This is a genomic window from Enterovibrio sp. QJM3NY_24, assembly GCF_057786035.1.
Map to the genome: position 1 here is coordinate 1,045,567 of NZ_CM173520.1, position 24,155 is coordinate 1,069,721.

The following is a 24,155-nucleotide window of genomic DNA, read 5'->3' on the forward strand; positions in this document are numbered from 1 at the left end:
ATGTTTGTTATGTTATAACATAACAATTGAGTTTACTAGATCATCAATGGATGACCATTTGAAAGGGAGAAATTCATGCGTCACTCACTATTCGCTTTCGCAGCTTTTGGCGTCAGCATGTCTTTTACAGCCCATGCAACGCCCAGCGTTGCAGTTGATATTGCACCGCTTCATTCGTTAGTTAGTCAGGTAATGGAAGGTGTGGGTGAACCAAACTTACTGATCCCCGCTGAAGCATCGCCGCACGAATACACTCTACGTCCTTCACAAGCAAAAGCCCTGTCGAATGCCGATGTGGTTTTTTGGATGGGAGAAGGCTTAACGCCGTGGCTTGAAAAAGCCTTGGACAATGTAGCGGGTTCTGCTGAAAAAGTGGAAATGCTCGCGCTGGAACAAACCCACACCCACGAATACCGTGAAGGTGCGACGTTTGAAGCCCATAGCGACCACGGTGATCAACACCAGGAAGATGAGCATCACGACGAAAACGAAGATGAACATGATGCTGCTGAGAAACACCATGACGAGCACAAAAACGATGATGATCATGACCACCACGGCAACGACCCACATGCATGGCTAGACCCTGAAAACGCCAAAGCGTGGGTAGCTGTGATTCAGGAAACACTGTCTGCCGCTGACCCTGATAATACGTCAAGGTACAAACGCAATGCTGCTGAAGCGACAGTGTCACTCAATGCGCTTATCGCGGATACCCATACCAAACTTGGCAAACTCGGAGACGTGAAGTTCATCGTTTTTCACGATGCCTACCAGTATTTTGAAAAACGCTTTGACGTTATAGCAACAGGTGCAATCTCGTTAGGGGATGCGGAAGATCCAAGCCCTAAGCGCATCAAAGAAATCAGAGAGGCAGTCAAAGCACTGAATGTGAATTGCGTGTTTACCGAACCTCAATACAACCCAGGTTTGGTGAAGAACGTGTTTGAAGGCACAAGCATTACAACCATCGGTGTCATGGACCCATTAGGCGCAGCCATTCCTGTTGGCAGTGCGCAATATCAAACCTTGATTGAAGCCATGGTGAACAGCCTGAGCCAATGTAAATAGACGGCGATTAATCCTTAATGGCACGCTTCAAATTCACTGGCTGGATCAAGATAAAACATCTTTTTCCAGCCTTGGGTTTCCGTGGTCATTCTCCATGGGTAAGGCGCAAGCGTTAGCACGGAATAATGGAGATGAGCAGGTTTGTTGAATGCATTGCCCGTTCGCCCAACAGAACCAATTTCTTCTCCCTGAGTGACCCAACGACCAAGCGCTGGTGAGATGTCTTTAAGATGAGCGTAATAGTGTATGCGCCATTTGGGGCCCAGAATGGCGATCACTTTCCCGCCTTTACTCAGTTCACCCGAAAAGGTCACCAAACCGCGGGTTGCAGCCAGTAATGGCGTACCTTCATTAGCGAATACATCAATGCCTTTGTGTACACCTGAACTCCCCCAGGGTTCGAACCAGAATGTTTTTGTATTCCAATCGTTACACAGGCCGTTTTTAACCGGAATGATCGCGTCAGAAGGCATTAATAGCCCCGTACAAAAAAGCACAAGCAGGAGGATAAAAACCCGTTTCATGTCGTTAGTCCTTTAACCTAGGTGTACAAGAATAAATGCAAACCAAAGAACAGCGTAATACTGCCGTCCAAATGATTTGTCAGGTAAGAGTTAAAGGAGAATGCCCACGTGAAAAAAGAATGTGGAAACAAAAACAGGCAATTAACGTTCTATTGCTAAATGCGGCTCATACCTCTTGTTTCAATATGACCGTGCTTAAGTTTTGTGATCGAACAAAGGCTAGTGCTAGAGTGTTATTTGTTTGGATAATGACTAGTTATACCTAGGCAACGTCAAGGTACATTTTCAGTTGGCATTATCGGCTCCCCTGCCGTTGATTAACTAGTCCGTCATCAATGTTTTAAGGAGAAACCATGAGCGACAACCAATATACACCGCCAAAAGTTTGGGCAAATGAAGCAAGCAGCGGTAACAAATTCGCGAACATTAACAGCCCTGTGTCAGGCGCAAGGTTTGATCGGGATTTACCTGTCGGTGAACATGGATTTCAGCTTTATTCGCTTGGCACCCCAAACGGTCAGAAAGTGACCATCATGTTTGAAGAGCTTTTAGCACTTGGGATTGCAGAAGCCGAATACGATGCGTTCCTGATCAACATTGGTGAGTCAGACCAGTTTTCGTCTGGGTTTGTCGGGGTGAACCCGAATTCTAAAATCCCTGCGTTGGTTGATAAGTCCGGTGATGAACCCGTTAACGTGTTTGAATCCGCTTCTATTCTTGTGCACTTGGCTGAAAAGTTCGGTCAATTCTTACCGCAAAGCGGTGCAGCAAGAACACAAGCCTTTAACTGGCTGTTCTGGGCACAAGGTTCAGCGCCATTCCTTGGTGGTGGCTTTGGTCACTTCTATGCGTACGCCGATGTGAAACAAGAGTACCCAATTAATCGCTTTGCGATGGAAGCGAAGCGCCAGTTAGATGTATTGGACAAGCAGCTTGCTAACAACACTTATATTTCTGGTGAAGAATACACGATTGCAGACATGGCGATTTGGCCTTGGTATGGCAGCCTCGTGCTTGGCCGCTTATACGATGCCGCTGAGTTCTTGGAAGCGAACACGTACACCAACGTGGTCCGTTGGGCAAAACAGTTAGATGCCCGTGAAGGTGTGCAGCGTGGTCGTGTGGTCAATCGTTCGTTTGGTGAAGCGTGGGAACAAGTCCCCGAGCGTCATTCCGCGGAAGACATTGATAAGGTGCTGAAACTACGCCCGTAGTGTTGACGTGATTTGACTGTGAAAGCGCATCTTTAAGATGCGCTTTTTTCTGATCCAACACTTTAATGACAGATAGAACCCTCACCTAAACACCGCGATCTCGGAGTAGCCGACACCTAAAGTTTAATGTCCAACTTGTTTCGCACATATGTTGGGATAGCCAGTTGCTCATCAAGGTCATTGAACTCTGCTTCCTTGGGCATGGATTCGACGATTATCGTTAGTTCTTCGAAACTGATGCCAACGACTCTGCATGCTGTCATCAGGCCATTGATAAAGCACTTTTTCTCGCGCTTTTTTCGATCCTCACTGGTGGGAATGGTAGCGTAAGCTTCACACTCTTTTGATAACAGCGCTAACAACTCCATTTTTTGCGATACCATAGTTTTCTCTGATGATTAATAGGTGTTCGACCCATTATCAAATAATATGAATTTCAATACCAAGACATTGATCTAGTTAAAGATATTAGGAATGAAAGAGTGCCGCGGCATCAGACTTGGCGAAACGAAAAACACATCACACCGGCCCATTCCAATCTTATCCCCAATTTCTGTGGGTAAGTGTCGCGCAATCGATCGCTTCAATGACTTGTAGATTGCAAGCTATTGCTCAAAATTCGTTCGATGTGAGACGGTAAATTTCGCATACAAAAAGGGCAGGATAATCATCCTGCCCTTTGGTTTTTTCAGCCATTTTTTATGGGACTGACTTTGTCAGTAAATAGCCTCTAAGGCTGGATTACACTGCCATACTCATCGACCTGAGCCACATAGATGGATCTGTCGTTGCCATTTTCTGCTGAATCCTTGCCGCCAAACGTGATGGTAAAGGCACCTTTATTCCCGACTGGCGTGATATCAAAACCAAGGCTACTTTCGCTAGCATCTTGACCTGTGAACGCCAATTCGTTACCGACTTTAGCGCCGTCTGAATTGAACTTCTGGACGCGAACTTCATATCGTTGATTGTCAGCGATTGCCGCCCAAACAACCACGTAGTCACCGTCAGTACCTACGCCAACAACTTTCGCTGGGCCATGTCCACCCGTTGCCTGGAACTTATCAACTGCACTGCTTGACGCACCATCTGCACCAAAGTGCTGCATATAAGTGTGCCACTCATTGTTTTCGATACCGCGCCATACAACAACGAAGCGGCCATCGGTACCAACCGAGGTGATTGATGGTTGATCGTTAGCTGTCGTGCCCGCCAAACTCAGGGTTTGGGTGGCGTCCACCACGGCTTCGTTGTTGGTGCCATTCATCAGTGTCAACTTAACCGTTCCACCAGATGAACCCACCACGGCGAATTTACCGTTACCAATACTAACAACATTGGTTTCGTAATCTCCGACGCCATCAGTGCCACCAATACTGAGTGTTTGTGTATTGCCAATTTTGTTGCCATCTGAAGATAGCATTACAAGGTTAGTGGCGGTCGCTGTAGAACCTTGATTCCAGGAAATGACATAGTTGCCATTTTCCAAAACGCTGATTTCAGGTTTTGATTCAATTGAATAGCCATTAGAGTTGGCGGAAACGGATCCGACGACGTTAGCTGTTCCTACTTTGTTACCGACAGTATCAAGTACCTGCATGTATACGGAGAAACCGTTTTGCCAAACGATCACGCTGGTTTCACCAGAGTGCTCAGAGGTAACAGATCGTAGCGCTGACGCTCCCAAATCCATCACGGGTCCCATCGTTGCGCCATTGTGTTGGCTTGGGTCTGCATAAATAACTTGGGCATAAGAATGCGTATTGAGGCTGCTACTGTTGTTGTAGCCCGTCCATGTCGCCAGCATATCGCCATTGTCGTTTAGCATGGTGACTTGAGGTGACTCTATTTTCTGCCTAGTGCCGAATGTCAGCTCATCACCCTTAAACGTCCCATCGGCGTTGAAACTTTGAAGGTAGACTTTGTTGTTTCCATTGTAATTTGTATCCCATCCTCTCCACACTACCGTGTAACTGCCATCGGCTTTGGTTGTGGTGATATAGGCAGAGTCATCGACGGTGTTTTCCCCGCTTCCTTCCAAATTGGTGGTGACGGTACCTGAGCCATCATCGTCAGCAATTTTGATGTTTTTGCATCAGACTATTTCATCTTTCTGGTGATCGAGAATGATAAATGAATGGGAATAAGTGAATGAAGAGTATGGAGAATGAATGAGAAAATAGTGCTAAGACGACAGGACGCCTTTTTGATGGTTCACATCTGAAAAGCTTTCGTAAAAATAAAACGTCAACAGAAACGCATTATATCAACTAATATGCATATGGTTAACATGAAGAGACAGATGCTTTTATAAACCAACTGATTCAAATATAACGCCATCGACACATAACGAGTAAAACGAACAACGGGTCGATACGGAACGCAGACAAACAAAATGAACAAGCTGAATACTACCCTCAATGGGCTTTCTTCGATCCTACCCTAGATGGGTCAGTACTCTGCCTTGGGTATGAAGCGAAAATATAGCTATTTTGACGACAAATTTAGTAAAAAAATGTGTGATAACAGCGTTAAAACCTCGAAAAAACATGCGTGTTGTGTTTTACTCAGGAAAAATCTGCCAAACGAATAAGAAGCAGCATATCAAGCAATATTTTGTATACATGAGTCTCATTGCGTTACATTTTTTTGCCTCTTTCACAGCCAGTGCAGATGGCCGTGAACCTCGTCATATCTTCAACCTCCACAAAAATCCGACATGGCAAAATCTTCTACATCATGAACCCAGCTGGTTCGGCTCAGAAAGCCTGATAAACAGTGCTGATTTCTTTCTATCACCTGATGGAAAATACAATGCAGCAGCGGAACTTTCCGCGACGTTAGACGCCTTCACGTTAGAGCCTCAAACACAGTGCCGCTTTCCCGCGAGAAAAATGTGGCTTGAGCAGGTATTGCCCAACATCCCGTTCCCAAAGGTCGATTGCCGTGAATACGAAACGTATATGCAGGCATTCTCCGCAGAAAGCGTCAGTTTGGTTTATGCCAGTGGTTATCTCGGCAATCCCGCCTCTATGTACGGGCACGTATTACTCAAGTTTAACAGCGCTCAAAATCACGAATTTCTCGACAATACATTCAATTATGGCGCTCGTGTACCGGATGAAGATAACAAACTTGTTTATATCTACAAGGGCATTACTGGCGGCTATTCAGGCCAGTTTACTAACCAGAAATACCATCACCAAAACCTCACATACAACGAATCTGAGCTAAGAGACTTGTGGGAGTATCGGCTACGCCTTTCACAGCAAAAGGTTAACTTCTTGCTCGCCCATCTCTGGGAGTTGGAAAATAGCAGCATGACGTACTATTTCTTCACAGAAAACTGTGCGTATCAGCTAGCTAAAGTTTTAGAGATGGTGATGGAGAAACCATTGATTGCCGAGGGAAAAGTCTGGGTAATGCCATTCGATATTGTCATGATGTTGAACAAGCCCCAAACAAACGCATTTGTTGATGACGTTATCTATCACAAATCACGTCAAGAGCAACTCTATCAGCGCTTTGCCCAACTCAATGAAGACCAGCAGGAAACGATCGCTCGTATCGTTGACACTCCGACATCAGAGATTCAACAGCAATTTGATGATCATTCACACAATGAAGTCATACAGATCGTCGATACGCTCTATGACTATTACGCATTTATCGATGTGAAAAATGAGGGTCTCAACGATGTTCAAACGGCAAAACTTAAGGCACTCCTAGCGTTACGGTTTAGCCTGCCTGCATCAGAAACTGGGTGGATTGAACCCAAACAAACGCCACCTCACAAAGCCCAGAATACGACAATGCTTCAAGCTTCAGCAATCTACAACGAGGCGTTTGGCGAAGCATTGGCACTTAGGTTCCGCGCCAACTATTACGACCTGTTAAACATGAATTCCGCAAGGATTCCAGACTCAGCCCTGAATACCTTTGACCTGACATTTCTCTATACCAAAGAGGATGATTCGGTTCGACTACGAGAGTTTACTCTCATCGATATTATCAACTTAAATGTCTCCCAAACTGGGCTACCTGGTGATAGTCAATTGGCTTGGGGGATATCCGCTGGCTACAAGCCCACGGCACTAAATTGTATAAATTGTTCAGATACCTCATTCGAAGGCTTTGTCGGTAAAAGCTGGAAAACCTTTGACAGTCTCGTTAGCCATTTGGCGTTAGCGGGAGATGTACAAATTAATTCACTAAAAGATATCAATCTGTTTAGCGGACCAGAAATTGGGGGAGTCTTAACCGTGACTCCTTATTGGGTTACCTCAATGAAATTAGGCGGTTATTTTAATATAAACAAAAAATGGCAATACAATAATCATTTAGCGTGGGAACAACGTTTCTTTGATCATCAAGCTTTTGATCTCAGAACCACTGTTCGTTATGACGAAGGATTTGAGTATGCCGCTAACTTATCTATTTATTGGTGAATAATATGAAAAAAATTGCGCTATTAGCTGTCGCTGCTGCTTTTATGTCGGGTAATGTTGCTGCCGAGGACAAAGAAGGAATTAACCCTTGGACACAATGTGGTATTGGAGCAATGATTTTTAACGATATTCCTGCTGCTGCAGGTATCTCAAACGTTATCTGGGATTTGGGTACAACGGCTGTATCGTCTAATATCTCTTCGCAAGGAACATGTGAAGGTAGCGAAGTGAAAGCTGCCATGTTCATCCAGAACAACTTTGACCAAATGATGGAAGACACCTCTAAAGGTTCTGGCGAACACATTAATGCTATGTTGGAAATTCTAGAAGTAGAAGCCGCGAACCAAGAAGGCGTAATCACGTCTGTTCGTGCCAATGTTGCAGGTCAACTCGCAGTGGACGAGGTAACACCTCAGTCATACTACAATGCTGTTGTAGCAAGCCTGTAGTCGCATTCAGCAGGGAGCCTTTGTTCCCTGCTTGCTCTCATCCACGTGGGGTTACCTACACGCTGCGTGCTTTTCTTGTTTTTGGCGGTTGAACCATCGCCATTTTCTGAGCATTTCTTCATCACTATGCTTTTACAGCAAATTGTCAGCCTTTAGCTTTTGTATTTTCTCCTTCCTTGCCCCATGATGCCCCCACTTTTATTGCCGGAATACAGCGTGGAGCAGTCGTGAAATCGGGCTTAGATATTCAATTACGTGATGCATTTGATTCGTTTTTTAGAGCACTAAAAACAACCCATGAAAAGTACTTTGAAACGTCAATCCGTCTCGTGTCTTTGCAAGATTGGAAATACGTCGGTATTGGCATGGGCGTTCAACCTCCCCAGCGAACAAGTGAAGCGCGTTGGGTTGCATTGCCAAACAACGATGATGAAGCCTCGACGAAAAAGCATTTCTATTGCATCGCGCGAGACGCTGACGTTTGGGCAATCAACATCGCAGGTAAAGGGCGAAGAATCGCACTTGCCCGCCGAAATTCACATGATGCCATGGCGATTTTGGACCAAGATGCATTTATTGGTCACGTCATTTGGGATGCGCCGCTAGGCGATGCTGGTCAAGGTGTGTTGCCCGTGAATCGGATGGTGTTAGAGATAGAAGGCGAAGAACACGCTTTTCACCTATGCAGTATGCGCGATGAGAACGGCAACCTAGCGATTCATGTGAACGGCCATGAAAAACTGGGATTGACGGCTTCTCGTTACATTGACAAAACCCTACATGGCGTTGGTGAAATCTGCTCGCAAGCTAAGATCGGCATACAACCTCTTTCAGACTCCCCGCTGAACAACTCGCCGTTTTTAGCCCTTGTCGAGTCGCAGCAAGACGATGATGTGCTGTTCAAGCAATTTCCCTTTCTCTCGCCGCTAACGTTTCAAAAGGTAAGAAATGAAATCGCCAAGTCTCGGCATCTCGTTCAAACCGCGATGAAAAAAGCCGTGTCAGCAAAACGCGTCATGCTGTTGGCCGTTCCAAGCGCATTGGCCGTGTCTGTGTCTCTATTTTTCATGTTTAATCTGATATTAAGCAACGGAACATCGGCAGGTGTTCTTTCAGCGATCGAGCCATTCATGGACGCTTTCATTGGCGCGAAGCAATCCATACTGCAGCACTACTTCGCGCTGTGGGGGAATGTGACGTATGCCTTCGCGGGATTAGGGGTCATCGTTATAACAGTCTCTGAACTTGTCGATTACGGCGCCAACAAGTGTAAGAAGCAGGGCATGTTATTCCCCATCGTCGCGAAACTGACTTACTACTGTTTTGTCGCCGTCTTTTTGATTGATCTTTTGTTACTCATCATGAGTGCAGCGAATCCAAATATCATCACAGTGGCATTGGCGTTTGCTATGTATCTCTTGCCCGTCACGGTTTATATCAGCTTCCAGTTTTTGAAGAAGAAAGCCGAGAGCAAAGTTTTGGCACCCTTGAAGATATTTACTTGGTTTTCTGTTGAGAAGCCTTTGCGATAGGGCAATAAAAGAGGGTGGGGTGAAAGGGTATTGGGGAGCAGTGACGTTGGGGGTGATCGATCAGCTGTTTCAACGACACCTATTGGCTATTGAATCGAACAACACTATTTTAGCCACTTTGACATCTTACTCTTTGCCTCAGCGTGTTTTGTCACTTTACCTTCAGCAACGGACCTTTCGCCACGTGCGATACCTTCCAGTAGCGCAAGGCGATTTTGCATGAATTCATATTCTTCAACATCCACGAGATAGGCAGATGGCTTGCCATCTTCAGTGATCAGAACAGGTTCTTTGCTTTCGCGCAGTTCAGATAAGATCTCGGTTGCTTGGCGTTTTAACGACGTCACTAATTCTATTTTCATCCACACTACCTCGAAGAAACACTCAAAGTGACACTATTCGATCACTTTGAGTATGGCAAGGTTGAATTAATTAAGCGCTTATTCTTTCTGATACTTTAGGTTTTGCTTTGTAATTTTTTTTATTTGCATAAATTCCGCCAACAATCGTTGGTTCAATGAAAATTATTTTCCTTTTTGTTGCTCCTAATCCATATGGCTGCATTCTGAAATGACCTTTACGCCAATGCGCTTTCTTATCTTTAACTTCTGATTTGTGCTGATGATTAGCATCGCTTGTATACTTAACGTTATCTTCTGGCTTGATTATTACTCTATCATAAGATTTTCTGAGTCTATTTTTGTATTTTTTTATTTTTGAGATGCTTTTCAGTGATGCTATCTTCTTTTCAATTTCACGCCTCTCGTTAAAAGCAGTGTCTCTGTACTGTTTACAGTTAATAAAAAGAAGGACCTTAGCCATATGGTTTAGAATTTTTAATAAATAAGGTAAGTCACCTACAAAATCCAAATCACTCCCATATTTATCCTCAACATTTTTCAGCTCTTCAATGATTGTTTTTCCATTATCTTGTATATAAAAACTTTGAAGCCTTAATGCATCATCTTTGTTATGAGATTTACCTACTGGCGATCCTGTAAACATGAGGTCCAAGACACGAAGGTTCTTGGTAATATCAACATCAGCCTTAGTGACGAATGCCTTCATTTCTAGAGTTCCAGGCAATACTTCAGTTTCTGAAATGTAAACCCCTTCCAATATATGGTCTCCGGTTTCTTTATTGTAAACATATAAAGAAGAGCTGCGATTTTCTGTAAATTCAATATAACAACTCCCAAATGGCGGCCTTAAGTGTGAAATTGGTATATCATCACCAATGTCCGTATTATCCAATATAAGATCAATCTCATTTGATGTTGTTAAAATAGCTCCTTCATCATGTCGAAATTTATATGGCAGGGTTGTCGACGATATAGCAATCATTGCTTCATGAATTGTCATACCTCGTTCAGTATAAACTCGAACTAGTGAGGGGTGATTTTTTTGCACGATTGCTGCGATATAGTCCAAACAGCAATTTCCTATATTCACATTAGATAAAATAGAATCATACATTCTATTTTGCATTTCCACTTCCCTTTCATAAGTCTCATTACATGAGATCCTAACAGGGTGTGGCAATTTATATGTAATATCCACTTGTTTGCTCTATGTTTAAGTAATTTAGAAAGCGACTTGTACGGTAGATTTCAAGGTAGTTGACCAGATTTTCTCATTAAGCGGCTCTTTTTTGACCGCCATGTTCGTTATTGTCTGCGCTTTTGGGGTTGAGTATTACCGAACCAACGGGTGACCAGTCGCGAGTCTCCCTTGACCAACGTTCAGGATGCTTGGCTTTTGCCTGCTGATACACGGCATGCCGCTTCGCCAGCACTGTTGTATCTAAGTTTCTGTGTCTTTCTGCTGGAGTGACGAACTTAATCGCACTGTGGTGATGCTCGTTGTTGTACCAGTTTACAAAATTCAGCATCCATTCACGTGCCTCTGCCAGCGTTTTGAAGCCATGCTCCGGATAGTTAGGCCGGTACTTGGCTGTACGGAACAATGACTCTGAATAGGCATTGTCATTACTAACGCCCGGACGATTGAAGGATGTTCGGATGCCCATTTCATCAAGCTTTGCACGCAAGGTGAGTGACCTCATGGGGACCCGTTGTCAGAATGTAAATAATGAGGCTTCACGAAGCAGCGTTCACTGAAGGTGGCTCGCTCAATCAGCTGAGAAGCAAGCGTCCCGCATTCGCAGTCATGGACTTCCCAACCCACAATTTTGCGACTGTAGATATCAATGACCATATAAAGATACCAGTACAGACCTCGAACCTTCGCGGGCAGATAACTGATATCCCAAGTCCAGATCTCATTGGGCTTTGTCGCCACATGAGAAGCGGGCTCCGTCGTAGGCTGTGGCGGTTTCGCCCGTCCTCGATGGTGCAGTTGGTCGTTAGCTTTCAGCACACGATATATGCTTGACTCACTGGCCATATATTCTCCCTGATCGGCCAGTTTCGGCACGATTTGACTGGGCGGTAAATTGGCATAGTCAGCCTCATTGCAGACATTCAGAATATGTTGGCGCTCTTGCTCTGACAGCTTGTTTTTCGGCTCTGGTCTGATAGCCAGAGGACGAAGATCGGGCAACACATGACCCTGTGACGTACGCCAGCGGCGCAACGTTCGCTGTGGAACTTGCATGAGGTCTGCAGCCTTGTACTGAGGCGCGCCATTAGCAACCGCTTCATCAAAAAGCGCCAGCAATGTCTCGCGCATATCGAGAGGAGTCAGTCCTCCTCGCTGTCGCTCCCGTACAAGGCCTTGAGCTTTTTTGACAGCACCAATAGCGCCGCCGTTTCTGCCAGGGCTTTGTCTTTACGATGCAGCTCTGCTTCCAATTTTCGGATACGCTTTTTATCCGCTCTACGCTCTGTCTGCTCTGCTTTCTTAGATTGCTCTGCTTGACCCGCACCGCTGATACAAGCGAGTTTCCACGCTTTAACTTGTTCAGGGTACAAACCTTTCTGGCGACAATACTGGCTAAGCTCAGTTTCTGACAAACTGGCGGTTTCGATGACGGTGGCGAACTTGGCTTCAGCTGACCAATGTTCAGAATTTTTTTGATTACCTGGCACAGGTTTACCTTCGGAGCGGAGTTTATTACGCCAATTGTATAACGTTGCTTCGCTGATGTGATCCTCCGCAGCAACTTCTGGAATGGTTTTGTTATGCGGTGGCAGTAGCTTCTTCAAGATGGCAGCTTTTCTTTCTTCGGAATATCTCGGCATAGTGTCCTTCGTTAGCCCTCCATTGCTGGATTTTTGGGCGTTCTAAGATCTGGACAACTATCCTGACACCGGGGGTGTAAGTACTATGGAAGAATATACACTCGATCGGAACAATCACAACTGAAAATTTCACCATATAAATAATAAAATCAGATGTTTAGAGAATGTGCGAATGAAGGTGTGCAAAATGCTCCTCGATCTAAAAAAGCAATGTTTTGACTATGCGAAGTTTAGACAGTCTTTCTGATGGTATGTAGTGTTAAACCGAGGGCTGAATCTAGGTGACGCTACCCCCAACCTTATCCCCAATTTCTGTGCATAACTCTCACGAAATCGATGGCTTCAATGGCTTATGGATTGCAAGTGATTGTGTGATTTTTGTTCAATTAAAACCTGTAAACGGCGCATACGAAAAAGGGCAGGATTCTCATCCTGCCCTTTGCAATTTTCGCCTTGCTTAAAAGGCGATTTGCACGCGGTGCTTACACGTCGTAGGTGGTAGACGAGATGTTGCCGCCTGTGCCAGTCCAGTTCGTGTGGAAGAACTCGCCACGTGCTTTGTCCGTGCGCTCGTAAGTGTGCGCGCCAAAGTAGTCACGTTGTGCCTGAATCATGTTCGCTGGAAGGCGAGCCGTGGTGTAACCGTTCAGGAACGTCAGTGCAGAAGACATACATGGCATTGGTAGGCCGCTTTCGAACGACTTAGCCACCACTTTACGCCATGCTGGCAGGCTGCCTTGCAGGATGTCTTTGAAGTACGCATCTGTGCCTAGGAACGGCAGTTCTGGGTTTGCTTCAAACGCATCACGGATGTTGCCAAGGAATGCGCTACGGATGATACAACCGCCACGCCACATGAGCGCCACGTTGCCGTAGTTCAGTTCCCAGTTGTTCGCTTCAGACGCTTCGCGGATCAGCATGAAGCCTTGCGCGTAAGAGATGATTTTAGATGCAAGCAACGCTTGGCGTAGGGCTTCTAGCCACTCTGACTTATCGCCTTCAACCGGTTGGATTGGGTTGTCGAACAACGCAGCCGCTTCAACGCGTTGGTCTTTCATTGAAGACAGCACGCGCGCGAACACTGACTCGGTGATAAGCGTCAATGGAATACCCAAATCTAACGCATTGATACCTGTCCATTTGCCCGTGCCTTTTTGGCCAGCCGCATCCATGATTTTCTCAACCAGTGGTTCGCCGTCTTCGTCGCGGTAACCCAAAATGTCAGCAGAGATTTCGATCAGGTAGCTGTTTAGCTCGGTGTTGTTCCACTCGGCAAAGGTCGCTTGCATTTCATCATGCGACATACCCAAACCTTCTTTCATGAAGTGGTAGGCTTCGCTGATTAGCTGCATGTCGCCGTATTCGATACCGTTGTGAACCATTTTCACGAAATGACCTGCACCTTCACGGCCAACCCAATCACAACATGCTTCGCCGTCGTCAGTTTTCGCTGCGATTGCTTGGAAGATAGGTTTCACGAACGGCCATGCTTCTGGGCTGCCGCCCGGCATGATTGACGGTCCAAAGCGTGCACCTTCTTCGCCGCCAGAAACACCGGTACCGACAAAACGAATGCCTTTTTCGCGTAGCTCTGCCACACGGCGGTTGGTATCTGGGTAGTTGGTGTTACCACCATCAATGATGATGTCGCCTTCGTCTAGCAGCGGCACAAGTGCGTTGATGAATTGATCAACAACATCGCCAGCACGAACCATCAACATCACTTTACGTGGTGATTCTAGTTTGCTCACCATGTCTTCTAGCGAGGTAGCACCCACAATGTTGGTGCCTTTCGCTGGGCCTTCAAGGAACTCGTCCACTTTGGCGACAGTACGGTTAAAAGCAACGACTTTGAAGCCGTTGTCGTTCATGTTCAGGATCAGGTTTTGACCCATCACGGCCAGTCCGATTACACCAATATCAGCTTTCATTTATTTCTCCTTAGGCCAGCTCTTGGGCTGCTTCTGAATCTAAATACCACTCGGTTGTATCCGCTTGTTTTTCACAGCGAACTTTTGCAGCAGGGTAAGCCTCGGCTGCTGGCGCGTTGTCAGCGATTTCTTTCAATACCGACGCTTTGCTAGCGCCCAATACCAAGTAGGTAATGCGTTTTGCGTTTTTCAACAGATGCGCAGTTTTGGACACACGGAACTGATGGCTCTCAGGGTGTGAAGCAATGGTCGCAATTTCTGTGGTTTCGTAATCTGTTTTACCTGGGAACAGGGAAGCGGTGTGGCCGTCTGTGCCCATGCCAAGCAAAATCCAGTCAAATGCTGGTGTCTTACCTTGGTCTAGTTGACCTTCGCTATCTGGAATCGTGTCATACATCTCTTCCGTAAAACGAATCACTTCGCCTGCCACGAAATCTTCACCACGGATACGGTGAATGTTCTCAGCAGGGATCTGGATGTGGTCAAACAACAGTGCCTTTGCTTGTCCGTAATTGCTTTGCTCATTATCTGGTGCCACGCAACGTTCGTCGCCCCACCAGAAATGCAGGTTCTGCCACTGAATACGCGTGGCGTAATCCGCGTTTGCCAAGTAACTGAAAAGCTGTGATGGCGTGCTGCCACCAGACAGTGAAATGTGTATAGGACGTCCCATTTCGCTGTATTCCAACAAGCTCTGAGCAAGGGCTTCAACCACCTGCTGAGAATCATCGAATACGCGATAGTTCATGTTACTCATAGTTCACAATAATCCGTATCTGCTAAGTTCTTACAAGGGAAGCGCCATGAACGATCTTCGTCGTTCAGTAGTTCATCAGCTTCTTTTGGCCCCCACGTCCCTGCGGCGTAGCCGTATAGGTGCTCAGGGTTTTCCTTGTATTCCAAAATCGGTTGAACGAATTCCCAACACGCTTTCACTGCATCGGTTCGCGCAAACAATGTGGCATCGCCTTTCATTGAGTCGAGCAGCAAACGTTCGTATGCCGTGAGCATTTGGGTTTCTTCAAGGGTGTCGTAGTGGAAGTCCATCGAGACTTCCTTGGCTTTAAAGCCTGCGCCCGGTTCTTTCAAACCAAAGCTCATTTGAATGCCTTCATCAGGTTGAATACGAATAATCAGCTTGTTCTCTGGGGCATTCGCGCCAAACACTGGGTGCGGCGTTTTTTGGAAGTGAATGACCACTTCCGTCACTCGCGTTGGCAAGCGTTTACCGGTACGAACGTAAAACGGCACGCCGTTCCAACGCCAGTTATCGATAAACATCTTCAATCCGACATACGTTTCCGTGCGGGAGTCATCTGCTACACCATTCTCTTGGCGATAGCCTTTGAGGTGAGCACCACGCACATCAGACTCAGTGTATTGTCCCAGTACCAGGTTATTCTTCAACTTTTCTTCGGTCAGTGGCTGAAGGCTGTTCAGCACTTTCACTACTTCGTTACGCATTGAATCTGCGTTTATGACCGCAGGCGGCTCCATACCCACCATTGCCAATACTTGCAGCAGGTGGTTTTGGAACATGTCGCGCACGGCGCCCGCACCGTCATAATAGCCGCCACGTTCTTCTACACCCAGGAACTCAGCCGCAGTAATTTCAACATAATCGATGAAGTTGCGGTTCCAAAGGGGTTCGAACATACCGTTAGCGAAACGGAAAACCAGCAGGTTTTGAACCGTTTCTTTACCAAGGTAGTGGTCAATGCGGTAAATCTGATGTTCTTGGAAAGCATTGTGAAGGGTTTTATCGAGCTGTTCAGCGGTCGCAAGATCATAGCCGAATGGCTTTTCAACGATCAGGCGTTTCCAGCCGTTGTCTTCTGTGTTCAGGCCATGAGCAGCAAGGCTCGTTGGGATAACGCTGTACAAACTTGGCGGTGTCGCCAAATAGAAGGTGGTGTTGCCACCGGTTTCGTACACTTGCTCGATATCATCCAAGCGCGCTTTCAACTTGCCGTAATCGTCGACATCTGACGTATCAATCGGCTGGTAATGAACACGCTCAAGAAACTCTGTCAGCATTTGCTGATCAACTTTCTCATTCGCTGTTAGCGAGATTTTGAGTTTTTCTTGAAATTCGGCATCAGAGTAGTGGGTACGACTGACCCCTAGAATGGCGAATTTTTCTGACAGTAATCCATTAGCAAAAAGATGATAGAAGGCAGGAATTAATTTGCGATGGGTCAAATCACCCGACGCGCCAAAGATGACGATACAATTATTTTCTGGTTTGACCATAATGCAATCCCACTTGCCTGAAGCCCTCAGAGCAAGTCATTCATTTTTTAGTGATAGAACTATAAACAATAAGCTGAAAAGTAACAGTCGTTTCTGTCTATCAAATTGATAGATAGACCCGAACAACCTCAATAGCAGAGATTCAGGCGCAACTATATACCCAAGCAGCCTTCAAGATGCTTGAGTATATAGCGCTTTCGTCAATTCACCCGCTGAAATTGCTTTGCAACCTGATGTATTTTGTCCACACCAAAGTGGCGTGAAATCATCACGGCCTTGCAATTCAGCTTGGCTTCGAAGAGGGGTCGCCTCAACCGAGGCGAACGGAAACGTCGGGACGAGTGGATGGATACAACCCAGCTCTTTCATGGCGCGATTGACGATGCCACGAGCGGGTCTGCCTGAAAATATGTTCGTCAGCGCGGTATGCGGTGATTGGCCGCTCTGAATAGCAGCACGGTGCAATGGTGAGGTCTTAGCTTCCACGCACAATAAATACGCGGTTCCAACTAGCACAGCATCGGCACCTAGTGACAAAGCGCCTTGCACGTCGTTACTGTCACCAATACCACCCGCGCCAATCACAGGCACATTGACACGTTGGGCGATTTGCGAGATCAGCGCAGCGGCTCCCTTTTGGGTGGTAAGGTCATCCGTCAGGAACATGCCTCGATGACCGCCCGCCTCTATGCCTTGCGCAATAATACCGTCAGCCCCATTGGCTTCTAACCATATAGCTTCTTCAACCGTGGTCGCAGAAGACACCACTTTTGCGCCCCAGCTTTTTACCCGCGCCAAAAGTTGTTGATCGGGAAGACCAAAATGAAAACTGATAAATGGGGGGCAAAAAGGTTCTATGGCATCAGCAATATCGTGGTTAAACGGCATTCTGGTTGCGCTGTTGGGCAGGTTTGCTGCATTCACATCAAACTCTTCAAAGTACGGCGTCAGCACAGTTCTCCATTTTGCGTGTTGGCTTTGGTCGAATTGCGGCATGTGATGACAGAAGAAGTTGAGATTGTAGGGTTTGGTCGTCGCGGCTTGAATCGCTTCTATCTCACTCACGATTTGATCGATACTCAACATGCCACAAGGCAAAGACCCTAACCCACCTGCTTCACTCACTGCGATGGCCAGCGTGCTGTCTTGCACGCCTGCCATTGGCGCTTGAATAATGGGAAGTTCGGTACCGAGCAGTGCCTTGATGTTGCTGTCGAAGTTATCGCTACCCCTATTGGTGATCTCTCCGTTATGCATCAGCGTTCCTTTTCTGACGTATTCGTTATCGGTTGGGCTAACAGCGCAAGCAATAGACATGCGAGATATACGCAAGTGACCTCAAGATGCTTGGGTTTATCACTCTAATCACAAAACGCGCAGAGTGCGCGAACAAAGGTCTGATATTGACCATTGGTTGGTAGATTTAAGTCTGTTTAGGCGAGGAGATTAGCATTGGGGATCGTTCAACGAGAAAACGGAGGCGTACCTCCGCTTTGGGATATTTTCGCGAAAACTTAAGTCTAAACGAAAACTGAGGTCTAAACGAAATCAAACATGCTGTTATCCAGATCGGATGCATTGAACTTATCGAGTACGATCTTGGTTTGCGCATTATCAAACGTCATGACCACATCTTCACCAGACTGACGGATGTTGATGTCGCCCATTTTGGTTGCGAGTGTTTTTTGAAGCGCAATGGTGTCGTACTTGCCGTTGAAATCCAGAATGATGTCGTTTTCACTGCTGTTGTTGAAGAAAAACACATCCGAACCTGCCCCACCAGTGAGAATATCTCGACCCATACCACCATCAAGGTAGTCATCGCCGCCACCGCCGTTTAGGCGATCTAAGCCATCATGACCGTACAACTTGTCGTTGTCCGCTTCACCAAACAATTTGTCATTACCCAATCCGCCACGAAGCGTATCTTCACCAGACCAACCGTACAGCACATCGTCTTCGGTATGGCCGTCAATGTAATCATTACCAAGGCCACCATAGATGGTGTCGTTACCTTCAAGTCCTATCAAGTAATCGTTACCTTCTTCGCCAAGAATAGTGTCATCACCTGAGCCGCCATTCACTTGATCATCGCCAAGGCCACCGCTGACGTAATCATCACCCGCGCCGCCGAACACGGTGTCATCGTCACCGCGCCCAAACAGGGTGTCATTACCTTCACCACCGTGCAGTTCGTCTTCGCCATAACCACCATTAAGCATGTCGTCACCGTTGCCGCCGTTCAACAGATCATCGTCAAGGCCGCCGAATAACTCGTCGTGGCCATCGCCACCTTGAAGGTTATCGTTGCCGTCTTTTCCGTAAAGAAAGTCGTTCCCGGCTTGGCCATACAGGGTATCTTTACCATCATTGCCGTTAATGATGTCGTCGCCTGTTCCGCCGTAAAGTTTATCGTCACCCGCTTGGCCGAACAGTTGGTCGTTACCCGTATCGCCGTATATCGCGTCGTTACCGTTTTCACCGAAGATCACGTCATTGTCTTCGTTGCCGTGCATCACATCAGCACCGTCACCACCGCGTATGGTATCGTTACCCGCACCGCCGTTCATGGTGTCGTTTCCAGCGTCACCCCAAAGCACGTCGACACCGTCATCGCCATTTAATGTATCGTTACCGTCACCACCAAACAGGATATCGTTTCCTACGCCACCAAACAGTTTGTCGTCACCCACGCCGCCTCTTAGGCGATCGTTGCCCGCATCACCGTAAAGTGTGTCGTTACCTTCATCACCTTGCAAAGAATCGTTGCCGTTGCCGCCATAGAGAAGGTCTACTCCCAAACCACCCTCAACGATGTCATCACCATCATCACCGAACAACTCGTCGTTACCAAAGCCACCACGTACAGAATCATTCCCTTCGCCACCACGTACAACATCGTCGTTGTCGCCGCCAATTACGGTGTCATTACCACGTCCACCGTCAACATAATCGGTATCGCCATCGGCCTGAATAAAGTCATTGCCGTCCAAGCCATAAATCTCGTCAGCGCCGGGTGTGCCGCGAAGAACATCATCGCCATTGGTTCCATTAATGATATTTGCCATCGGTATCTCTTCCTTAATTGGTGTTGATAGAGAGGTGCATGAGAAGAAATCGCTTTCTCGCGCACGAGTACAGAACGAAATACTTCAGCAAAGCCAATTAAGTCATCTTTGTTTGAACGGATTTTTAAGGCAGTAAAACAAAAATGCCTTTTACATTGAAATTGGGGAGGATGATATTCATACACAATTAGTGTGGATTTTCGATTAACGATGTGATCTTTTTTACGTGATGGGTGTCGTTAGAGAAAAAACTGCGAACAGCATTCAAAGACCGTCGATTCTAGCTCAATGCTTATGTGTAAAAATCGCACGAATCGAACCTGACAAATTTTCGGACAATGACAGGCGTCTAGAAAATAATGGAACCGTCCTGTCATGCTTTTTTGGTACTCATTACGCCCATAAACAGGGCGGCCTTTCCGTTAGACATAGTCATTCACGCCAGCGAAAAAAGCCTAAGGTTAAGGTAAGGTCACACATTGATATCGCTTTCTTTGGTAAGTACCTCTTTAATACCCCCCATCATGGTTTTCACCTCGGCAAGTACCTGCTTTACCTTGCTAATATCTGATTTATTCGTTCCCATCACGTCAAAGAGCGCACTCAATGACAGAGCACCGCTTGATGCGGAGGATCCTTTTAAGCCATGGGTAAGCACACCAATCTGTTCGATATCATTGTCTGAAATGGCTTTTTCCAGTAAGGCCATGTCAGAGATCAGTGATTCCCAAAAAATGGTCAACACTGCATTCATCATTTTTTTGTCACAGGTGCCGATCATGCTCTCTAAGTGATCGAAGTCGAAAAGCTCAGTGTTCAGCGCAATCGATGTGCCAGGCAGTTTGACTGGCAATGTCGATACCGCATTAACCGGCATTTTTATGACATTTCTGGCCAGTGTTGATTTCAGTTTGACGAGCTCAACAGGTTTGGAAATATAGTCATCCATTCCCGCTTGAATGCAGTTTTCCGATTCGCCCGCCAATGCATTGGCTGTTATCGCAATAATGATGGTTTTATCACGCTGTTGTTCGGCTTCTAATCGACGAATTTCAGCGGTGAGTGCAAAACCATCCATTTCAGGCATGTGGCAATCCGTTAATACAACGGGATAGCGACCCGATTTCCATTTCATCAGGGCTTCCACACCGTTTTTTGTCATTTCATAGTGATAGCCAAGATTAGTAAGCTGGCGCTCCAGCACCATTCGATTGGTAGGCTGATCCTCAACGCATAGAACAACAATGCTGTCTTTCTCAATACCATCATCATCAACGTCCTCAGCTGTGGTGTTGAATAATGAATAATCTACATTAGTGAAATCCGGTTTTTCAAAGCCACAGAGCACAAATAATGCCGTGATCAACTCGCTTGGGTTGAACGGTCGAATGCCCAGATAATAGAGCTGTGGAGCAACATAACCTGCGAGTTCGGAGACTTCCGTATCTAACACAATGTTTTTTAATTTCTGATCGTTGATATGGAAAGGCTCATTAATCGTAATGACAATGGTTCGACAATCATCAATAGAGGTAGGCATTTCACGTGTGATCATCTTAGGCTGACATTGCAAAATAATTTGTTCGCAGGTGCGATAAATTTCTTCGTCTTCGATCATCACAACGAAATGGTAGTCGTGAAAGTCATAATTATTAAGCAAGGTTTCATCTGATGTACTGTGATACAACGGCAACGTCACCGTAAAGTCACTGCCTATTTCAGGCTCACTGGTGACACAAATATTACCTTTCATCAGTTCAACAAAGGATTTGGAAATACTAAGACCCAGTCCCGTGCCGCCATATTTTCGCGTGGTAGAGCTATCGGCTTGTGTGAACGGCATAAATAGCTTATCGACCTGCGCCTCTGTCATCCCGACGCCAGTGTCGGAGATAGAAATACGGAGAGAGCGGTTGTCTTGAAGATATTCCGTGCTCACAGTAACAAACGCCTTTTTATCGGGTCTGTAAGAGAACTTAATGGCATTACCCACTAAGTTGAGCAATACCTGTCGAATGCGCACCGAATCCATTTTTATTTGCTTAGGTAACCGAAAATCGTAGTGAATCCTCAGTACCACGTTGTTTTCTTGCGCCGTTACCCAAAAAACATCAAGTGTTCTTTCGATCAGACCCAGCAGATCCGTATCTCGGTACTCCAACTCCATTTGCCCCGACTCAATTTTCGAGAAGTCGAGAATGTCGTTGATAATCTCAAGCAATGAAAAAGATGAATCTCGAATTGTGGTCACCATCCGTTGCTGATCTTTGGTCAGTTCACTCTCTCTGAGTAAATCAATCATGCCCACAACACCGTTCATTGGTGTGCGGATTTCATGGCTCATGGTGGCAAGAAACCGAGACTTGGCTTCGCTCGCTTTCAATGCTGTTTTTGATTCCTGCTCCAGCTTTTTCTGCAACGTGCGCTCATCGGTGATATCGAGATTAATGCCAAATAACGTATACTGCTCACTATTGGGATTATGGTAGACATCGCCCGCCGCCTTTATCCATCTCACCTCTTTCGTAAAACCATGAACAATACGAAACTCGGCATTAAACGCAGTATTCGCATCAAGCGAGCGACGCACTTCATTTTCGGCATAGTCAACGTCATCGGGGTGTATCGTTTTTCGCCAGTCTTCATACGTCAAAGCATTCGCTTTGGAAAAACCATAGAGGTTGAACATACCTTCGTCCCATTTCAATTCACTCGTGTGAATATCCATAGACCAGTTACAAATCCCACCGGCATTTGAGGCCAGTTTCATCCCACGAAGTAATTCGTCTCTGGTTTCTTTCGCACTGAGAAGCTCCTTCTCTGCTTCCTTTCGCTCTGAGATGTCTTCAACAACTTCAATGAGGTACTTTGGCTCCCCTTGGTCATCACACACTAAAGAAACGGATGTCGTGGAGCAAAACTCCTCACCGTTACTTCGAATGTATTGTTTTTCCAAGGTAAACGACTTCGTTTTGTCGGTAATCAACTCATCAATTAACGCTTTAGTGATTTGTCGACAGTCTGGATGAGTAATCTCATAAAGGCTCTTATTTAGTATTCGCTCTTTGTTATATCCCATGAGCGCGCACATTTTATCGTTCACTTCCAAAAAACGACCATCCAGTGAGACCCTTGCAATACCAACGGCCGCCTGACTAAAGGCCGCTCTGTATATGATGTCACGCTCGCCTTCAGCATGAATATCGACCAATGATGCGACCATTGGCTCCGGTTCATTTAGGCTAGACATCTTGGAGACAGGTACATGAGCTTGGTTCTGACCAATCAGATTAACAGCGCCAGTTGAAGGGTTCATTGGCACAACAATGCGCCGAGAAAGGTAAAATGCGAGCGCCAGACCGAAAGTAACAAACATCAATGCGAAAAGTATGGCGTTGCGAACTAAGGTATCAGACGCAGCAAATGCTTCATCTACTCCCACACGAATAAATGCTGACCAAGACAATCCTGGATAACCGTACGCGCCATTGGAATGTGCATAACCCGTGACTTGCTGAATGTGTTTCCGAGAGTGCATAGAAATGTTAGCGCCGCTAAACCCAGACACGGCGAGTTTCGCCGCTTCTACGCCACGCTCTTTGAGGTTTAACTGTCCGATCGTGGTGAAATCTCGCTGATAGTTGGCTGCTTTTTGCCCCACAGGATCCATGTCGACAATAACGTAGCCTTGGCTATCTAACAGAGTCAGCTCTACACCGTTGTAACCTTCAGACGACAACAGTACATAGGTTTCTTCAATGATTCGCTCAATCGCTTCAAAATCAACCACATTGACCCAAAGCCCCAGAGGGTTACCTGACATATCACGCAACACGGTTGAGAAGATCATGTCGTAGTGATTACTGTCGTTTTCCAGAAGATTTCGCTCTGGTCCAACAACAAATGTGCCATTAGGCATCTCTGGATTAAGGGATTCACCCTGAATTGCGCGTTGAAACCAATCACGTTCTCGTATTGCTGCAGGGGATATAGACAGATCGGCGAGTGGCTTACCAAACGTATTTTGACTGTTTGCCGCAACAACGTTGCCTTCAAGATCGAAGACAACCATTCGACGATACATGTTGTCATGTCGAACATAACCGTTCAGCGTTTTAGCAAGAGCGGCCGTTTCCCCCAAGCCTTTCAAGCGCTGCTCATCAAGACTACCAAGCGAAAGAGGGAAGGTTTTTGTATCGTTATAACGCGCAAGAAGCTCCCTATCTATGAGTTTGATCAGCAGCGCCGCTTCGCGCTCAATACTCGTCAATACGGTGGATTGCGCAATGTCTTTTCCTTTCAAAGACACCGTCGCGACCATAACAACCATGAGCAATGCTAGGAATAAGAAAAAGGCGGAGAGTTTGATCGAAAGCTTCATTTTACTGACTCTTTTCTTGGGCAGAATGTCGTACGTCAAATGAACCACTGATAAGCCACATCATCATTCTGCTCAATCAGC

Annotated in this window: 16 protein-coding genes and 1 pseudogene; 5 read left to right on the top strand and 12 right to left on the bottom strand. The window is 46.2% G+C overall.

Features of this window, described 5'->3' with window-relative positions:
• Nucleotides 1-75: 75 nt before the first annotated feature.
• Nucleotides 76-1,071: a zinc ABC transporter substrate-binding protein gene (locus tag AC3CIC_RS20875; protein WP_488516083.1), complete on the top strand. Its 996-nt coding sequence runs from the start codon at nt 76-78 to the stop codon at nt 1,069-1,071.
• A 14-nt stretch (nt 1,072-1,085) separates the two neighbouring features.
• Here AC3CIC_RS20875 and AC3CIC_RS20880 read toward each other — a convergent pair whose 3' ends face one another.
• Nucleotides 1,086-1,595 carry a M23 family metallopeptidase gene (locus tag AC3CIC_RS20880; RefSeq protein WP_488516084.1) on the bottom strand — a complete coding sequence of 170 codons (510 nt, stop codon included), beginning with the start codon at nt 1,593-1,595 and terminating at the stop codon, nt 1,086-1,088.
• A 353-nt stretch (nt 1,596-1,948) separates the two neighbouring features.
• On the opposite strand from AC3CIC_RS20880, the gene yghU reads away from it, so the two are divergent.
• Nucleotides 1,949-2,809 carry a glutathione-dependent disulfide-bond oxidoreductase gene (yghU, locus tag AC3CIC_RS20885; RefSeq protein ID WP_488516085.1) on the top strand — a complete coding sequence of 287 codons (861 nt, stop codon included), beginning with the start codon at nt 1,949-1,951 and terminating at the stop codon, nt 2,807-2,809.
• A 116-nt stretch (nt 2,810-2,925) separates the two neighbouring features.
• On the opposite strand, the gene AC3CIC_RS20890 is transcribed toward yghU, so the two are convergent.
• Both AC3CIC_RS20890 and AC3CIC_RS20895 read right to left on the bottom strand, forming a co-directional pair.
• The gene (locus AC3CIC_RS20890; protein ID WP_488516086.1) at nt 2,926-3,192 is read right to left on the bottom strand and encodes a hypothetical protein; all 267 of its coding nucleotides are present in this window, start codon (nt 3,190-3,192) and stop codon (nt 2,926-2,928) included.
• A gap of 347 nt (nt 3,193-3,539) precedes the next feature.
• Nucleotides 3,540-4,850 carry a hypothetical protein gene (locus AC3CIC_RS20895; RefSeq protein ID WP_488516087.1) on the bottom strand — a complete coding sequence of 437 codons (1,311 nt, stop codon included), beginning with the start codon at nt 4,848-4,850 and terminating at the stop codon, nt 3,540-3,542.
• A 583-nt stretch (nt 4,851-5,433) separates the two neighbouring features.
• On the opposite strand from AC3CIC_RS20895, the gene AC3CIC_RS20900 reads away from it, so the two are divergent.
• From AC3CIC_RS20900 to AC3CIC_RS20910, 3 genes are all read left to right on the top strand, one after another.
• Nucleotides 5,434-7,257, top strand: coding sequence for an Lnb N-terminal periplasmic domain-containing protein (locus AC3CIC_RS20900; RefSeq protein WP_488516088.1), 1,824 nt, complete (start codon nt 5,434-5,436; stop codon nt 7,255-7,257).
• Nucleotides 7,258-7,262: 5 nt separating this feature from the next.
• The gene (locus tag AC3CIC_RS20905) at nt 7,263-7,706 is read left to right on the top strand and encodes a DUF3015 family protein (RefSeq protein WP_016959850.1); all 444 of its coding nucleotides are present in this window, start codon (nt 7,263-7,265) and stop codon (nt 7,704-7,706) included.
• A 227-nt stretch (nt 7,707-7,933) separates the two neighbouring features.
• Nucleotides 7,934-9,238 (top strand): hypothetical protein, encoded by a 1,305-nt coding sequence (locus AC3CIC_RS20910; RefSeq protein WP_488516089.1) that lies wholly within the window; start codon nt 7,934-7,936, stop codon nt 9,236-9,238.
• Between the two features lie 104 nt (nt 9,239-9,342).
• Here the strand turns inward: AC3CIC_RS20910 and AC3CIC_RS20915 are convergent, their stop codons facing one another.
• The 9 genes and pseudogenes from AC3CIC_RS20915 to AC3CIC_RS20955 form a co-directional block, all read right to left on the bottom strand.
• On the bottom strand, nt 9,343-9,600 hold the full coding sequence (locus AC3CIC_RS20915) for a type II toxin-antitoxin system Phd/YefM family antitoxin (protein ID WP_488516090.1): 258 nt from the start codon (nt 9,598-9,600) through the stop codon (nt 9,343-9,345).
• A 70-nt stretch (nt 9,601-9,670) separates the two neighbouring features.
• The gene (locus AC3CIC_RS20920) at nt 9,671-10,726 is read right to left on the bottom strand and encodes an AcrVA2 family anti-CRISPR protein (protein WP_488516091.1); all 1,056 of its coding nucleotides are present in this window, start codon (nt 10,724-10,726) and stop codon (nt 9,671-9,673) included.
• Between the two features lie 148 nt (nt 10,727-10,874).
• Nucleotides 10,875-12,441, bottom strand: a pseudogene (locus AC3CIC_RS20925) (IS3 family transposase).
• A gap of 482 nt (nt 12,442-12,923) precedes the next feature.
• Nucleotides 12,924-14,372, bottom strand: a complete 1,449-nt coding sequence (gnd, locus tag AC3CIC_RS20930; protein ID WP_488516092.1) for a decarboxylating NADP(+)-dependent phosphogluconate dehydrogenase — start codon at nt 14,370-14,372, stop codon at nt 12,924-12,926.
• Nucleotides 14,373-14,382: 10 nt separating this feature from the next.
• A complete protein-coding gene (gene pgl / locus AC3CIC_RS20935; RefSeq protein WP_016959866.1) occupies nt 14,383-15,129 on the bottom strand; it encodes a 6-phosphogluconolactonase in 747 nt (248 codons plus the stop codon).
• Entirely contained in the window at nt 15,126-16,625 is a 1,500-nt protein-coding gene (gene zwf / locus AC3CIC_RS20940) for a glucose-6-phosphate dehydrogenase (protein ID WP_016959867.1), read from the bottom strand. Before zwf ends, pgl begins: the two co-directional genes overlap by 4 nt.
• A 171-nt stretch (nt 16,626-16,796) precedes the next feature.
• The gene (locus AC3CIC_RS20945; RefSeq protein ID WP_488516093.1) at nt 16,797-17,882 is read right to left on the bottom strand and encodes an NAD(P)H-dependent flavin oxidoreductase; all 1,086 of its coding nucleotides are present in this window, start codon (nt 17,880-17,882) and stop codon (nt 16,797-16,799) included.
• A 281-nt stretch (nt 17,883-18,163) separates the two neighbouring features.
• Nucleotides 18,164-19,693, bottom strand: a complete 1,530-nt coding sequence (locus AC3CIC_RS20950) for a calcium-binding protein (protein WP_488516094.1) — start codon at nt 19,691-19,693, stop codon at nt 18,164-18,166.
• A 472-nt stretch (nt 19,694-20,165) separates the two neighbouring features.
• Complete coding sequence (locus tag AC3CIC_RS20955; RefSeq protein WP_488516095.1) at nt 20,166-24,074, bottom strand: ATP-binding protein; 3,909 nt, start codon at nt 24,072-24,074, stop codon at nt 20,166-20,168.
• Between the last annotated feature and the right edge of the window lie 81 nt (nt 24,075-24,155).

Bases quoted from the DNA above. Each gene is read 5' to 3' on its own strand.
- AC3CIC_RS20875 (WP_488516083.1), top strand. From the start codon at position 76: ATGCGTCACTCACTATTCGCTTTCGCAGCTTTTGGCGTCAGCATGTCT.
- AC3CIC_RS20880 (WP_488516084.1), bottom strand. From the start codon at position 1,595: ATGAAACGGGTTTTTATCCTCCTGCTTGTGCTTTTTTGTACGGGGCTA.
- yghU (WP_488516085.1), top strand. From the start codon at position 1,949: ATGAGCGACAACCAATATACACCGCCAAAAGTTTGGGCAAATGAAGCA.
- AC3CIC_RS20890 (WP_488516086.1), bottom strand. From the start codon at position 3,192: ATGGTATCGCAAAAAATGGAGTTGTTAGCGCTGTTATCAAAAGAGTGT.
- AC3CIC_RS20900 (WP_488516088.1), top strand. From the start codon at position 5,434: ATGAGTCTCATTGCGTTACATTTTTTTGCCTCTTTCACAGCCAGTGCA.
- AC3CIC_RS20905 (WP_016959850.1), top strand. From the start codon at position 7,263: ATGAAAAAAATTGCGCTATTAGCTGTCGCTGCTGCTTTTATGTCGGGT.
- AC3CIC_RS20915 (WP_488516090.1), bottom strand. From the start codon at position 9,600: ATGAAAATAGAATTAGTGACGTCGTTAAAACGCCAAGCAACCGAGATC.
- AC3CIC_RS20920 (WP_488516091.1), bottom strand. From the start codon at position 10,726: ATGCAAAATAGAATGTATGATTCTATTTTATCTAATGTGAATATAGGA.
- gnd (WP_488516092.1), bottom strand. From the start codon at position 14,372: ATGAAAGCTGATATTGGTGTAATCGGACTGGCCGTGATGGGTCAAAAC.
- pgl (WP_016959866.1), bottom strand. From the start codon at position 15,129: ATGAGTAACATGAACTATCGCGTATTCGATGATTCTCAGCAGGTGGTT.
- zwf (WP_016959867.1), bottom strand. From the start codon at position 16,625: ATGGTCAAACCAGAAAATAATTGTATCGTCATCTTTGGCGCGTCGGGT.
- AC3CIC_RS20945 (WP_488516093.1), bottom strand. From the start codon at position 17,882: ATGCATAACGGAGAGATCACCAATAGGGGTAGCGATAACTTCGACAGC.
- AC3CIC_RS20950 (WP_488516094.1), bottom strand. From the start codon at position 19,693: ATGGCAAATATCATTAATGGAACCAATGGCGATGATGTTCTTCGCGGC.
- AC3CIC_RS20955 (WP_488516095.1), bottom strand. From the start codon at position 24,074: ATGAAGCTTTCGATCAAACTCTCCGCCTTTTTCTTATTCCTAGCATTG.